The organism is Vibrio sp. B172a (genome assembly GCF_030248355.1).
Taxonomy (GTDB): Bacteria; Pseudomonadota; Gammaproteobacteria; order Enterobacterales; family Vibrionaceae; genus Vibrio; species Vibrio owensii.
Genome location: NZ_JAHGAC010000022.1, coordinates 271,036 through 286,489 on the forward strand (window position 1 = coordinate 271,036; position 15,454 = coordinate 286,489).

Consider the following 15,454-nt stretch of genomic DNA (forward strand, 5'->3'; position numbering starts at 1 on the left):
TTACAGGTAGGTAGTTGGTTACAGATGAGCATCACGTTCGCTTATATTGGTTTGTTGCTCAGTGTTGTGATGGCATTCATTCGTTTGGTTCTTGGTCCAACCTTGGCCGATAGAGTGATAGCGCTTGATCTGATTTCATTTGTAACAGTGGGCTTTATTGCCGTTTATACCTTAGATAGTGGACAACAATCCTTATTGGATATTGCTATCACGCTCGGTCTAGTGGCCTTCCTCGGGACGATTGCATTTGCAAGGCTGATCTTCAAAAGAAAAGGAGAGGTGTAATGGACATTATTGTAGGGGTTTTACTCTGTCTCGGAACCTTGTTTACGCTCATCGCGAGTCTTGGGATCTTGCGAATGCCTGATCTTTACACGCGAATGCACGCTGCAACCAAAGCTGGCACGGTGGGCTTAGCTTCGTTGTTATTGGCGGTGGCGATTGCGATACCGGATATCACGGTAATTTCACGAGTGATTGGCACTATGTTGTTTATCTTTATTACCGCCCCGGTAGCGGCACACTTACTGGGTAAGGCGACGCAAGAAAGTGGGTATCAAATCTGGAGAAACAACAAGAAATAGGGCTTATGTGACTTGTGAGTAGAAACAAAAACGCCGCTAAATCAGCGGCGTTTCTATGTAGGTAATTGTCTTATCTACTTGTAGCTAAGCTCGGTCGCTTTGCCTTTGAAGATTCGATACACCATAAAGGTGTAAAGCAAAATCATCGGCATAACGATCATTACGCCGTAGCCTACAATCATTAACGTCGCAGGCGAGGAGGCGGCTTCTTGTGCGGTCATTAATCCCGGCACAACTTCTGGGAAGAAGCTATACGCAAGACCGAGAAAGCTCAACGCGAAAATGACGGTGACACCAAAGAAAGGCCAACGCACACCCAGATCATTCACCATTGGAACCTGACGCAAATAGCGATCAACGAGGAAGATGGTCGCCAACACAATCAATGGGACTGGGGCAAGCAACAAGACTTCTGGGAAGCTGAACCAACGCAGGGCCACTTGTTGATTTACAATCGGGTTTACAACGCTCACTACCAAGATACCCAACGCCGCTAACCAACCAGCACGGCGAGACCAACGCGCCGAGCGTATTTGCAAATCACCTTCCGTTTTCAATACCAACCATGCGCCACCGATGTAGACGTACGCCGCCGTTACACAAAGGGCGCTTAACCATGCAAAGCCAAATGCTTCGGTTGATTGCTCAAATCCCATGATGTAACGACCCACCATGAAGCCTTGGGTTAGCGCGGTGATTAACGAGCCAATTCTGAAGCACCAATCCCAATGAGGCTTATGATCCGAGTTCGCTTTGGCGCGGAAGTCGAACGCCACGCCACGCATGATCAGTGCGATAAGCATGATGGCAGTAGGCATGTAAAGTTCCGTCAAAATCAAGCTATGTGCAGTAGGAAAGGCAATCAGCAGAATACCGACGGCTAACACCAACCACGTTTCGTTCGCGTCCCAGAAAGGGCCGATAGACGCTATCATTCGGTCACGTTGCGCTTCATTATCACTTGGCAATAGGATACCGACGCCAAGGTCGTAGCCGTCGAGCACGGCATACATAAAGACCGAGAAGCCAAGCAGCAGAAGATAAATTTCTGGTAGATAGTCGAGCATGATTAGGCCTCTTGTTGTGTCAGTGGGACTTCATGGGCTGCAACGTCTTTGCGCGCCAAATAGAACAGGGTATGGATGTACGCAACCAGCAATGCCGCGTAAATGGCTAAGTACATAATGAGCGAAGTCATCACACTACTGCTCGCAACCGTGGTGACGGCTTCTGATGTACGCAATACACCGTTGACTAACCAAGGCTGTCGGCCAATCTCAGTAACATACCAACCCGCAAGTGTGGCTATCCAACCAGAGAACGTCATGGCCAATACCGTGTACAGGTAAGGTTTAGGTAACGCTTTTTTGCGTGCTAGCTTCACCGCGCCGTACCAGCTAACCAGCAGCATAAGGACACCAACACCAACCATCACGCGGAAACCAAAAAACAAGGGCTTCACTGGCGGGTGATCAGGTACAAATTCGTTAAGTCCTTGGATTTCCCCGTCTAAGTCATGCGTAAGAATCAAACTCGCCAACTTCGGAATGCCCACTTCAAAATCATTGCTGCGAGTTTCTTCATTTGGCATCGCAAACAGAAGAAGAGGCGCGCCTTGCTCGGTCTCCCACACGCCTTCCATCGCTGCGATTTTTGCAGGTTGATGTTCAAGCGTGTTTAACCCGTGCAGGTCACCGACAAAGATTTGTACCGGGATAAATCCAGCCGCCGCGAACAACGCGACTTTTAGGCCAAGTTTGGCTGAGCGATGATCTGGCTTTTTCATTATTTGATAAGCCGAAATACCCGCAATCAAGAAGCTGGCAGTCAGCGCCGATGCCAATAGCGTGTGCAGAAGACGGTAAGGTAAAGAAGGATTGAAAATAACTTCCTTCCAACTGGTTACATGTACTATTCCGTCAATCACTTCATATCCGCTTGGTGTGTGCATCCAGCTGTTAAGCACCAGAATCCAAAATGCGGACATACTTGTCCCAACAGCAACCAGAACAGTAGCGAGAGTATGGACCCATTCCGGTACTCGTCCTCGCCCAAAAAGCATCACGCCAAGGAAAGTGGCTTCCATAAAGAAGGCGGTCATCACTTCGTATCCGAGCAATGGTCCTGCAACGTTCCCGACTCGCTCCATAAAGCCTGGCCAGTTAGTACCAAACTGGAAACTCATCGTAATGCCGGATACCACACCTAAGGCGAAAGTAAGAGCGAATATCTTGACCCAGAAGTAATAAACATCGAGCCATACGGGAGCTTGTGTGCGGTTATATCGCCACTTGAAAAACACCAACATCCACGCCAACGCGATGGTGATGGTCGGGAAGAGAATATGAAAGCTGATATTGGCCGCGAACTGGATCCGCGACAGCATGAGGGTATCTAACATCTTGGTTCCTCAAAAACGTGCCGTGCTAAAAATCGTGTCTATCTGTAATTTAGTTACGAAAAATCGGGCAGTTTGGATTCATGTATCGAGAAATACAGGTGATTCTGTTTTCTTCTAACCATGATTTATATCAACTAAGACAAAGAAAGGAGTGTGGGAAATTGTCTCAAAATGCCGCTAATAGTCGCGAGAAGTGAGTAAAAGAAAGCAAATGTAACTGAAGTTGCATGAATTAAGATTAGTTCGAATTATCCTTATGATGGTTTCGATAATTCTGAAATAAAATTACAGAAACAGTGTTTTTAGTAAGGATATTTGCGTTTGTTGCTTTGGATGTCCGATTTTGGTTTGTCAGACAAAAAACGGCGCGGACTTGGAGTCATCCGCGCGAGTCAATGACTGCTAGATACATAAGAGTGCTTGGCTAATCACTCGGAGATCTTGAAAAACACAACAATCGAGTAGAACGTTAGCGTTTTCGCCAACCATTCCATTCTTTTGTGACTACGTTTAATTCTCCATTAATTAATGGCTAAATAATGCACTTAAGTGCATATTTTAGTTCCAACGTGAAAGTGCTCAGCGATTGACCCATTATTTGTCTTGCCCTAAAAAGAAGGGACAAGCAACAAGAGAAGACAAACAACAAAAAAGGACAAGCGTTAACTTGTCCTTAAAAACTATTAATTGAAATTGTCTAGAGCGTTTTCACTACAGCTTTTCGAGTTTTGGTAACTGGTAGTGTTTCATCTTCTCTACATCTGGCACGTAAGCTCGAAGCTGAGCACGCCATCCATCTACTGGTGTTTTCGCGTAGTTCACGCCTTTTTCGTCAGCGATGGCATGACATTGTTCCCCACCAAATATGATCGTAAAGCTGCCGTCTTCATTACTCTTAAAGTCTTTACGGTTTGTGCTCACAATATTGTGGTCGTTTGTCATCAAGTAGTTGTCTGAGTTGTACATGGTTAGCGAGCTGAAGGCTTTCGCCGGAACATGATCAAACGTTGCGGTGTAACATTCATTCGCCTTGGTGTTTTCAGGCGCCCAAGAAGCATACATCGCCGTCGATTCAGGGCTCAAACCCCAAGAACCAGCAATGGTGTAGGTCCATTTCTCCCAATTAGAAACATCATGAATATCGAATTGCACCGTGTCGTACATGTCAGGCAACTTGCCCCATTCTTTGAGTAGGGCAGAACGCAGCTCAGCGATGTCTTCCTCTTTGGTGTCAGTGGCATATGGAACGGCTGAGTTTGACTCAATCTTCATCTTGGGTTGAATTTCGTTCTTGATGTACGCCAAGTCATCGGCTGTTGCGTCTGTCCCTACACGAACGCCAATAAACACGTAGTCGGTCTCAATATCACCCGCTTTGTATTCATACACACCCGGTGTCCAAGTGTACTGAACAAAAGTATGGTTTTGGTCTTGGATGTGAAGGGAGACAAAACGGTCACCCATGTCTGGGATTTCAATCTTGAAGCCTTTACGCGCATCAATAACCGCAAGGGAATAGACGTTGTCGACATTCGGCGTTACTACCCAAGTATCACCCGCTTGAGATAGGCCAGGGAAGTGGATGAACTGGTTCAACTCACCACGGCTTAGCATCTTTTGTGCGAACAAATCGGCTTCTTTGCGCTGGTATTCCATTGCTGTCATGCCGTAATCAAGCGGATTTACTGCCCAGTTAGAGGAGTCGATGCTGTCGATCACTTGTTGTGTCGTTGGCAATTCAGCAGCAAAAGCAGCCGAAGAAATCAGAGCCATGGTCAGTGCTAATGACGTCTTTTTCATAATAGGACCTTTCAGGATTAAGGAAGCGTTGACCCCATATTAGGCAGAACAAGATATGTTCAGAAGTGAAGCTGTTGAATGTTAGAAATTAACTGTATTAATATCTAACACAAAGAGTGATGAAAGAGATGGCGCATGTTTGATTACAACCTACTCAAAGTATTGCGAGTGCTGCTCGAAACCAGAAATACTAGGCAAGCGGCAGAACGTTTGAACCTTAGTCAATCGGCGGTAAGCCACGCGCTCAGCCGATTAAGGGAAACTTTTGATGACGCATTGTTCGTGCGCGAGCGTTACGGATTAGTACCGACAGAGCGTTGTTACGAATTAGAGCGCCGTCTTCCTGAATTGGTCGAGCAGATTGATGGACTGTTAGCTTTTGAAGCGGCATTTGATCCTTCTAAATACCAAGGAAAAGTCTCCATCAGTTTGACCAATGCACTGACGAATGCAATTGGTGTGGATCTGTTCTCCACCTTGCGAGAGAAAGCTCCAAACGCAAGATTTGAAATTATGGATTGGCGTTCACAAGTAGAATCGGCTTTGCTATCTCGAAAAATCCACGTCGCTTTGGATTACGGTCCAGAAGGGTATTCCAAACAGATCAAACAAGAGTTGATGCCCAAGAACCACTTTATGTTTTGTGTCAGGCAAGGGCATCCGCTCACTCAACTTGATGTTGTCACCATTCATGATTTAGCCAAGTATCCAATGGTGTTGATTCGTACCCCGGATTGGCAAACAAGACACGAAACGGCAGAACAGACCATGTTAAAAGCCGGTCATGTTCCGGATATTTTGTTGAAATCGGATTCGCCGGAGGTTAACTTTAATGCCATCCGACATTCTGATGCCTTCTTCCCAGTCGCCAGTGTCATGACGACACTTCCAGACGATATCGTCGCTATTCATCCTAACGTTACTTCCAGCACAGGCTTACCCAAGCAAAATATGGATGTGTACGCCTATTACCTCTATCAAACTCAAGATACCCCTTTGATTAACTGGCTTCTTTCAGAGATAAAACTTCTTCTACAACACCGATTCGAGAATAACCAACGACCGACATAAAAGGGCGGAAGGCGAACATTACGCTTCAACAATCGAGGTCTACATGAACAAACTAATCGTATTTACAGGTGGCCCAGGTGCGGGCAAAACCTCTGTAATAGAAAAGCTGATTGAGCTTGGTTACGCTTGCGCGCCAGAAGTGGGGCGCAAAGTGATTAAACAGCAAGTTGCTCTGGATGGTGATGCTTTACCGTGGAAAGACAAAACAGCCTTTCGTGATGAGATGGTACGTGAAGAGAAAAAACACCATCAAGCCTTCGAAGAACTCAATGAGCTTGTCTTCTTTGACCGCTGTATTGTGGATTCATACGGTTATAGCCAATTAGAAAACTTACCCATTCTACAAGCATTAATGGATGCGTGTCAGCGTATACGTTACGCCAACCCTGTCTTTATCTTTCCGCCTTGGGAAGCCATTTTTGCTAATGATGAAGAACGAAAACAAGACTTTGCGGAAGCCGTAAGGACTTATCAAGCCATGATAGAGGCATATCATCAATATGGTTATGAGTTGATAGAAGTGCCGACGATGAGTATCGAACAACGCGTGGATTTTATTCTCGAACGCTTAAAAGATCGGCCGTTGATATAGAATTCATAGAAGTTGCGAGTGGTAGAGTGAACTAAACCGGGATCACGCAATCATATAGAGGGTAAGAGGAATCTACCCTTTTTTACAGTAAGGTTTATTTAAGCAAAATAGGCGCTTAGCGAGACTAGAAAAGCTTAGAAACAAAGTTCTCAAATACGCAATGTTTAAATTTTGAGATTCAGATGTTATAACATAACAATTACTGTTTCCGATTATCCCAAGTACTATGAAGTTTGTTCGTTATTCACTCATTGCTGTCGCTGCTACCGCATTCTCTCTTGCAGCCTATCTCACCTATCAAGCAGAAACGAAACCAGAAGAAATCACCATTAAGGTCACGCCTTATTCCGAGCTAGAGAGCGCTCACGTACACGAGGCTCAGACAGACGACACGGCACCAAACGCCGAACTGGCAACACAAGATCACGACAACATTGCACGTATTCACTACTTCGTTAAAGTAGGTGACACACTCAGCACGATCTTCTCCTCATGGGGCGTCCCATACGAAACCACGCAAAAGCTTCTTGAAGCCGATTTAACCTCCTTGAAACTGGATACCATAAAACCAGGTGACCACCTTGAGTTTGTGGTAGATAGAGACACCAAGACGCTGCAACAAGTGATCTTCCACGAAAGCCTTGTCGAACGTTCGATTTACACGCAGAACGACGATGGCACATTCGCTTATGACTTTGTTGAAGAGCCGGGTGAATGGCGCGAAGAAATGTATTCCGGTGAAATCAACGGCAGTTTCTCATCTTCTGCGCACCGACAAGGATTAACTACTACCCAGATTGCCAACATTACGCGTGTACTTCGTGACAAAGTGAATTTTGCCCGCGAGCTGCGTGCTGGTGATAGCTTTCATGTGCTGGTACGTCGTCAGTACGTTGATGACCATTTAACCGGCAATACCGAAGTGCAGGGCATTGCTATCAAGATGCGTGGTAAAGACGTAGAAGCGTTTTTGGCTGAAGATGGTCGCTTTTATGACCGTGATGGAAACAGCTTAGAACAAGCCTTTAACCGCTATCCAATCGACAAACAATTCCGACGTATTACGTCTCCGTTTAACCCGAACCGAAGACACCCTGTAACAGGCCGCATTCAACCGCATAATGGTACCGATTTCGCGACGCCTGTGGGTTCGCCAGTTTACTCAACGGGTGATGGCAAAGTGATTGCTGTTCGTAACCACCCTTACGCAGGCAAATACTTGGTGATTGAGCACAACAGTGTGTACAAAACTCGTTATCTGCACTTGAGCCGTTTCTTAGTCAAGAAAGGCGATCATGTTAAGCGTGGACAAAAGATTGCGCTTTCGGGTGCGACAGGTCGTCTAACAGGCCCACACTTGCACTTCGAAGTACTGGTGCGCAACCGTGCTGTGGATTCGATGACCGCCGATTTGCCGTTGGCGAGTTCGATTCCAAACAAAGACAAACCTGCGTTCCTAGCACGAGTTTCTGAGTTTGATGACATGGTTGCTACCGAGCAAAATGCAAGCAACGCAAAAGCGAACAAGGGTAAAAAGATGTCTTAGACTCTTTGCATAGTTAAATGAACAAAGGCAGGCTTCGGCTTGCCTTTGTGTTTTAAGAGCCATGTGTTTTATGGACCATGTTGTTTTATGAACTGGCTTATTTTAAGCAGCATGTTGGTTTAGAGAGAATAGACAGACATTCACCACCTCAAACGCTACCTTGGTTGCGCGATGTGATACAGTTCGATTCGCATTCCTGCTGAAATTGACCAAAATACAAGTAGTAACGAGTGGAGGGTGAATGCAAATACCAACCGTAGGCTTTGACCATAAAAAATCGAATCAAGCAGAGATTGAAATCTTCGATCTAGAAAGCTTGCATGGCCAAGAGTACAAAAGCCACTCACCTCAAAAAACGCATCGCATTACCTTCTTTATGATGGTTTACATCGAAAAAGGCAGCGGCGTGCACATGGTGGATTTTAAGCAGTATCCGTTTGAATCTGGCAGCATCCTCTTTGTTCGTCGCGAGCAGGTGCAAGCTTTCGATTTGTCCAACAAACCCTCTGGCAAAGTGATCATTTTCACCCAAGCGTTTTTAGACCAAGTGCATGCCAACATGCGTTTACCTAACTACACTCCAACGCATTTAAACCAAGCTCGTTCGCCACTATTGAGCTTAGACGAAGCCACCTGCCAGAGTGCCAAACTGCTTATTGGCGAGGTTATCAAGGAAATTGAAAGTCAGCATTCCGACCCATTGATCGTCATGTATCTTTTCTCTTCTTTCGCTCTAATGCTGCATCGCCTAAGACCTGAAGAGAGGCACGATAAGTTAACCAAAGAGCAGAGCTACAAGCTTGCACGTTTCTTTGATTTGCTCCAGGCGAATTATGAACATATCCGTGATGCTAACTGGTATGCGGGGCAGATGGGATCAACGTACAAAACGTTAAATGTTATTTGCAAGCTGGCAACGAACTTAACCGCGAAACAAATGATCGACGCGTTTGTCACAATAGAGATTAAGCGCCGCTTGGTGGTGAGTAACGTTACGACGCAACAGTTAGCTTTTGACTTTGGTTTTGAAGATGCGAGTAATTTTGTTAGATACTTTAAAAATCAAACCGATATGACACCAAGCCAATTCCAGAAGCAATACGCCGAACCACAGTTATGATGTTGAGTATGAACACCTTTTTGTGTTCATGTTCGATATTGACCATTTTCCGACGCACATCCACACAGACGAGTCTTTGATTCATTCCTATTATTGTTCTCAAGCCAACAAGAGGAAAATAATATGAACAAATTGACTCGCTTTTTCGCTAGCTCTGTTATCGCATCCACCGTTTTTGCTAGTGCTTCTTTCGCTGTAAATGCCGATGAATTGTCGAATCGTGATAAAGCCGTCGCGGTTATCTCAAGCATCGAAACTGGCGACCAAAACGCGATTTCATACATAAACCCAAACAAGTACATTCAGCATAATCTTGCGGTTGCAGATGGTTTAGCGGGCTTTGGCGAAGTAATGAAGATGCTGCCAGAGGGCATTGCTAAAGCGAAAGTGATTCGTACCATTCAAGATGGCGAATACGTGGCATTGCACACGGAATACGACTTTTTCGGACCGAAAGCGGGCTTTGATATTTTCCGTTTTGAAGATGGTTTGATCGTCGAGCATTGGGATAACTTACAAGACGTAGCGAAACCTAATCCAAGTGGTCGCACTCAATTTGACGGTGCAACAGAAATTACAGATGTAAACAAAACGGACGAGAACAAAGCGATCGTTTCTGATTTTGTACAAACCATTCTGATGAAAGGGGATATGTCTCAGATCAGTAAGTTCATCGGTGAGAAAGATAGTGACTACATCCAACACAACGTTGCGGTGGCCGACGGTTTGAGTGGTTTAGGCGTTGCACTCAAGCAATTAGCGGAAGCGGGCATGCCGATGGTATACAGCAAGAACCACTTGATTATCGGTGAAGGGAACTTCGTGTTATCAGTGAGTGAAGGTCAGTTCATGAACCAACATGTCGCGTTCTATGACTTATTCCGTGTCGACAATGGCAAAATTGTAGAGCATTGGGACACGATTGAAGCGATTCCACCGAAGTCAGAGTGGAAGAACGGCAATGGCAAGTTCGGCTTTAAATAACATCTAACGACAATATGCACGAAAAAGAGAGTCACATTGTGGGCTCTCTTTTTTCGTTTAAGCGAGTTACATACCCAATAATAGTTCGAAAATAAATCAATGTGATACAGGTGTAAAATAAAAACAGCTTAACTTTGGTTTTTATTTGTACAGAAATTAAAGACATTAAGTGATAACTGGATTATTAAGGTATTTATGAAACATGAATAGAATTAAGACTCTATTTTTTCTCTTTCGTTTTTTTGTTGTAGCGCGTGAAAAATGTGTGACTTTAATTCCAAATAATATTTTGAAAATCGATTTATTTGATTTTCTTCGCCTTTGTTATCTTTCTATTTGTGCTGACTATTAAATTGGATGAATTATACTTCTTACTTATTTGTTGTAAGAAAAATACTACAACAAAGTCAGTTAAGTTAATGTTTTTACGGTTTTATTTAACTCGGTGTGAGTTATTTTTGTTGAATGTGAAACGAGGCTTTTGTTGCTAACTTGCTGTTAGAACTCTAAAAGTTGCTGTCTATTTTCTCAAAATAACGCCTTTCTTTTGATTGTGAAAAAGCTACTATGAATTAAATTAAAATAAGCTAATTAAGTTTATTCTTTAACATGAATTTAAACCTGATTGATATAATAATTAGCTTTATAAAATGGGGTGGTTATTCGCTATGAAAGATAAAGTTTGATATTTATCCCAGAAGTAAGAACGAATTTTTGCCTTGGTTATTTTTATTTATAAATTAAGTGTGCTTGCAAAAAATAATTGAACCGTTAATTGCAGGTCTTTTGTGCAGTACCTAAATAATTAATATAAGACTAAGGACTTAATTATGTATCTAAGAAAGAGCAGTGCTACGCAGACAAACTCCATTGGTTATCGCACGTTAGGGTTAACAATGCTTTGTTCTGGTTTATTGTTGAATCCGATCTCCCAAGCCATGGCGGCGGAATTCAGCACCGATGCGGTTGCACAATCAGAAAGCGAATACTGGAGCACCTATAAGTTAGACATCAAAAACACTGGCTCAGACAGCGCAGACATGCGTGAGGCGGTGATTGAGTTCGTACTGCCTGTCGCAATTAACGACATTGGTTGGGCATCAAATCACCTTTCATACCCATCATGGGAGATCGCTCATACAACACAAGCTGACGGCGTGTTGAACGCTGTAACACTCAAATTCCCAGCAGGATCTTGGGTAGACAGTGAGCTGGCATCTGGTGAGTCGGCAGCGTTAACCATCTCTTTTGGCGGCGAACTGAAGGATCTCAATGCGTTTGAAGATTCCGTGGTGGTGAAAGTCGATGGTGAAGTTGTTCCTCCACCAGAGTTCTCGTTGGATATCTTAGCGCCGGCACAATACTCTGTTGTTTACACTGGCTCGAATGTAGACATCATCACGAGCGTAGAGGGTGAAGGTGCAAGTAAGCTAGAGTTCTGGGTCAACAATACCAAGCTGGCAGAGCAACCTGTAGTAGAAGGAACGACCGAGTATCAACAAGCTTGGCTACCAGCGGAAATTGGCGCCGCTTCAATTGCTGTCATGGCGTTCAACGAAAGTGGCGAAAAGCTGACTGATCAATCGGTACAAGTCACGGTGGAATCAGAATCTACCGCGCCGAACCCTCCTGTGATTGAGTTTATCTCGCCAGATTCAGGCTCTTCTCACCAAAAAGGTGACACGATTTCGATCTCAGCTAATGTTACCGATGCGGATGATGACTTAGCGACGGTTAAGTTCTTTGCTAACGATGCTGAAGTATGTCAGTTAGACGCGAAAACGACACAAGATTTCTCTTGTGATTGGACTGCACAAACAGCGGGTTCAGCAACGCTTCGCGCAGAAGCTCAAGATGACGAACAACATGTTACTCGCAAGAGCCTAACCATTACTGTGACGGACACGAGCACCAGTTGTGGCGATGTTCCTCAATATGAAGATGGCGTGCCATACAAGGTGGGTGATGAAGTTACCAATATCGGCAACATCTATTCATGTACCGTAGCAGGTTGGTGTGGAAACCCAGTTTGGACGCCGGGGACAGGCCACCCAGATTATCCAGATGCGTGGAAAGACGCGTGGGACGAAGTAGGGCAATGTGATCCTAACCCAGTTCCAGTGGTGGATGTTCAATCCCCTCAAGATGGACAAAAAATTGCACCAAACCAAGCGTTCGATGTGATTGTCGATGCGACTGACGATACTGAAGTTGCTCGCGTTGACGTTCAGTTGAATGGTCAAGTGGTGGCAACATCAAGCACTCCATCACAAGGCGATACCTACACCATTACAGTTCCTGCACAAGACGAAGGCCAATACACGCTAACCGTCGTTGCTTACGATGACCAAGGCGCAAGTGCAGAAGCGGCACCAATTTCTCTGGCGATCACCGATAAAGATTTGGTAGTTTCGCTGTCTTCTCCTGTTGATGGTTCGAGCTACTTTGAAGGCCGTGCGATTTCAATCAAAGCAGACGCGAAGAGCTACCAAGGGGATATTACTTCAGTAAGCTTTATCGCAAATGGTAATGAGCTATTCAAAGACACTGAAGCGCCATACGAATACGAATGGCTAGGTGCACAGAAGGGCGCTTACGCGATCACAGCCAAAGCAGTAAACACAGCAAGCCAAGAGCAAACTTCGGCAACGTCTAACATTACGGTGAAAGAAAGCACTGGCGGCGGTGGTTTAGTCGATAACCCAGATCGCTCGATCAGTTACCTAACATCTTGGGGTTTGAATGACTACGAGCAGTTGTTCAACTCAGAGGGTGATGGTTACCTCTTGTCATTTGGTAAGTGGGACGCGAGCGGTAACATTACGATCTCCGATGGCATGCTAACGCCACCTGATTACAATCCGGATTGGATGCCAACGCAGTACCTAGCTTGGTCAACACTTAAGCATGACAATGAAAACGTAACTATGATGGTGGCGTTCGGTGGTCAAACGTACGAAAGCATTTGGTCAGCGATCAGTACGCCACAAAGCCGTGAAGCGGTCGCAACTGGATTGGTTGATTTGGTACATACGCCATTCCCTGTGTACAAAAAGAATCTGACACCAGAAGAGATGGAAGGTGAATGTCTTGCATCAAAACCTGATGGTAGCTGTGATTACAGTAAATACCAGCTAGCAGGCTACGTACACATTGACGGTCTAGATTTTGACTTCGAGAAAGCCGCTCGAATTACGGATAAAGAGAACCAAGATCTGACTGCTCTGATCAAACTGATCCGTGAGAAAGTAGGCAATACGAAAGTGCTGTCTCTGACGACTTACCACGTAGGTGCAGACCCAGTTGAGTGTATGGATGCGAGTGTGTTCGAAAATTGCTCTTACATTGAACCATCAGGCCGTTCATCTCACCACGGTGAAGTTATCGATTTGCTGAAAGCAACCAAGAACGACTTCGATTTCTTCAACGTAATGACATATGACGCAGGTCGAAACTTCCTCTACGACGTCGCGATGGCGAACTATGCTGAATATATTGGAGACAAGTCGAAGATTGTTTTAGGTAACACGATCAACAGCCAATGGGCGCCAGGTGGCAACTTTGTAGAAACGCGTCAAAACAACCTAGACCGTGCTAAGTGGCAGAAAGATAACGGTTACGGTGGTTTCTTTATGTGGACGCTAGGTTCAAACAACCAAGGTTTGAGCATGGCAGAGCAAGTTGACTACTTTAACGACATGATCAGTGTAAGCAAGTAGTACTCACCTCATCTTGTAATCTACTTGAACGACGGAAGGCTCTCATGCCTTCCGTTATTTCTTCAATCTTCATCATGGGAACGCTTCTCGCTCGCCGTATTCTCATGCAAATTCCAATTGAAATTCAGTGGTGACAATATGTCAAAACTAGATTCTGGTCAGCACCAGAAAGCGATTCCGCACGCCCAAAATAAGGCATTCAAACCTAAAAATGACTCACCCCAACACCAAAGCAATACGTCACAACACTATGACGCGTTCAGTAAATGGTTACATTGGATAATGGCGGTGATCATCATCTACGCCACCATTGCGGGTTATGGCATGTTGTTTGTGATGGATATGCCGCAACTGTTTCATGTGTTGTCGACGCTCAACATGTCATTCGCGACCATTGCGGCGGTATTGCTCATCGTGCGTTGGTGTTGGTCATTCTTTCGAAAGACACCAGAGTTACCAAGCACGATACCCAGCACGCAGAAGAGCATTGCTAAATTGGCTCATGGCACTATCTATCTTGTGATGTTTGTTGTCTTTGTCAGTGGCTTTTTGATGCTTAAGCACGAGTACCCATTCTTTTGGCTGTTTACCATTCCAAACCCAATTTCTAATGCCGAAGTGAATGAGTTTTTCTTTATGGTTCATCGAGTTGGTTGTGCCACATTAGCGACGCTGGTGGCGTTGCACGTTGCGGCGGCATTGAAACACCACTTCGTGAGTAAGAATGATGTGTTAAGAAGCATGGCGTTGAGTACGTCCAAGCAAAATTGATAGTAGGGAGACGGGCGCTTTAACGCAACATTGAATAAAGCGGTTCACACCAAAAGAAAAAAGGCTTGGTGAGCCTCCAAGCCTTTGTTTCGCGTTATCAAGCCGTTTTGGGCTAAATAACTACTTTTTAAAGGTGAGATTCAGAGTGAGTGGAACTCGGTCTGAAATCTTAATACCACCAACCGTTGCTGCTAGGTTTGTTAAGTTTTCAGTTGGGATACCAAAATCCGAAGCGCCAATAATGACAGGCGCACTTGAGCTAACCATCACAGTATCGCCAGCATTGAGTACCACAACAGGGAATTCTACCGACTTGGTCTTACCAAACAGTGTCACTTCAGCAGGTACTTTAAGCTTGTGAGAGCCTTCGCCTAGTATCGACCAATCGACTTTTCCGACAACTTTTACAGGGGCATGTTTTGCCGATTCGAAGAAGATTTCGTTGAGTCGCGTATTACGGATTGGAATGCCGGTTTCAATGCTGTTTAGGTCGACAGACACATCAAATTGTCCTTCGCTGTTAAGCGTGCCTTTGAGGGCATCGATGGTCGCGGGTTCAACAACAAACTGATTTTTGATGGTAGCAAAGCTGACTGAGGAGAATTCTGAATCTAGCGTGTAGTTATCAGCAGCGAACGATGCACCTGAAAATAGCGCAAGCGCGATGCTTAGGGTGGATAAAGTCTTTCTCATTATTATTAACCTTATATACGTTGAACAACGGTTCTACTTGATAGTAGTTCGGATTTATAAAAGTTAATAAGGAATTAAATCGATTGATTTCGATGATTTTTTCGATGTGATTGTGCGCTCAATAATGAGGATTTGATATCAATGTAACTGATGCCATTTACGCTTTTTATGTC

Annotated in this window: 13 protein-coding genes; 9 read left to right on the top strand and 4 right to left on the bottom strand. The window is 44.7% G+C overall.

Annotation, left to right across the window (positions count from 1 at the left end):
• The first annotated feature begins 24 nt into the window (after window positions 1–24).
• Window positions 25–285, top strand: coding sequence for a cation:proton antiporter (locus KIT90_RS19920; protein ID WP_009699163.1), 261 nt, complete (start codon window positions 25–27; stop codon window positions 283–285).
• On the top strand, window positions 285–584 hold the full coding sequence (gene mnhG, locus KIT90_RS19925) for a monovalent cation/H(+) antiporter subunit G (RefSeq protein WP_285378255.1): 300 nt from the start codon (window positions 285–287) through the stop codon (window positions 582–584). The genes KIT90_RS19920 and mnhG overlap by 1 nt, the downstream gene beginning before the upstream one ends.
• Window positions 585–658: 74 nt before the next feature.
• Here mnhG and KIT90_RS19930 read toward each other — a convergent pair whose 3' ends face one another.
• The 3 genes from KIT90_RS19930 to KIT90_RS19940 form a co-directional block, all read right to left on the bottom strand.
• A complete protein-coding gene (locus KIT90_RS19930) occupies window positions 659–1,651 on the bottom strand; it encodes a cytochrome d ubiquinol oxidase subunit II (RefSeq protein WP_285378256.1) in 993 nt (330 codons plus the stop codon).
• A 2-nt stretch (window positions 1,652–1,653) separates the two neighbouring features.
• On the bottom strand, window positions 1,654–2,985 hold the full coding sequence (locus KIT90_RS19935; RefSeq protein WP_285378257.1) for a cytochrome ubiquinol oxidase subunit I: 1,332 nt from the start codon (window positions 2,983–2,985) through the stop codon (window positions 1,654–1,656).
• Between the two features lie 711 nt (window positions 2,986–3,696).
• Window positions 3,697–4,785: a DUF1254 domain-containing protein gene (locus tag KIT90_RS19940; RefSeq protein WP_285378258.1), complete on the bottom strand. Its 1,089-nt coding sequence runs from the start codon at window positions 4,783–4,785 to the stop codon at window positions 3,697–3,699.
• 135 nt (window positions 4,786–4,920) lie between these two features.
• Between KIT90_RS19940 and KIT90_RS19945 the strand changes: the two genes are divergently transcribed.
• From KIT90_RS19945 to KIT90_RS19975, 7 genes are all read left to right on the top strand, one after another.
• Window positions 4,921–5,856 carry a LysR family transcriptional regulator gene (locus KIT90_RS19945; protein ID WP_285378259.1) on the top strand — a complete coding sequence of 312 codons (936 nt, stop codon included), beginning with the start codon at window positions 4,921–4,923 and terminating at the stop codon, window positions 5,854–5,856.
• A gap of 43 nt (window positions 5,857–5,899) precedes the next feature.
• Entirely contained in the window at window positions 5,900–6,448 is a 549-nt protein-coding gene (locus KIT90_RS19950) for an AAA family ATPase (protein WP_285378260.1), read from the top strand.
• Window positions 6,449–6,674: 226 nt separating this feature from the next.
• Window positions 6,675–7,994: a murein DD-endopeptidase MepM gene (gene mepM / locus KIT90_RS19955; RefSeq protein ID WP_285378261.1), complete on the top strand. Its 1,320-nt coding sequence runs from the start codon at window positions 6,675–6,677 to the stop codon at window positions 7,992–7,994.
• Between the two features lie 241 nt (window positions 7,995–8,235).
• The gene (locus KIT90_RS19960) at window positions 8,236–9,114 is read left to right on the top strand and encodes a helix-turn-helix domain-containing protein (protein WP_285378262.1); all 879 of its coding nucleotides are present in this window, start codon (window positions 8,236–8,238) and stop codon (window positions 9,112–9,114) included.
• Between the two features lie 123 nt (window positions 9,115–9,237).
• Window positions 9,238–10,098 (top strand): hypothetical protein, encoded by an 861-nt coding sequence (locus KIT90_RS19965; RefSeq protein ID WP_285378263.1) that lies wholly within the window; start codon window positions 9,238–9,240, stop codon window positions 10,096–10,098.
• 830 nt (window positions 10,099–10,928) lie between these two features.
• Window positions 10,929–13,817: an Ig-like domain-containing protein gene (locus KIT90_RS19970; protein ID WP_285378264.1), complete on the top strand. Its 2,889-nt coding sequence runs from the start codon at window positions 10,929–10,931 to the stop codon at window positions 13,815–13,817.
• 138 nt (window positions 13,818–13,955) lie between these two features.
• Window positions 13,956–14,588: a cytochrome b gene (locus KIT90_RS19975; RefSeq protein WP_285378265.1), complete on the top strand. Its 633-nt coding sequence runs from the start codon at window positions 13,956–13,958 to the stop codon at window positions 14,586–14,588.
• Between the two features lie 120 nt (window positions 14,589–14,708).
• Here the strand turns inward: KIT90_RS19975 and KIT90_RS19980 are convergent, their stop codons facing one another.
• Entirely contained in the window at window positions 14,709–15,281 is a 573-nt protein-coding gene (locus tag KIT90_RS19980) for a YceI family protein (protein ID WP_285378266.1), read from the bottom strand.
• Window positions 15,282–15,454: the final 173 nt, after the last annotated feature.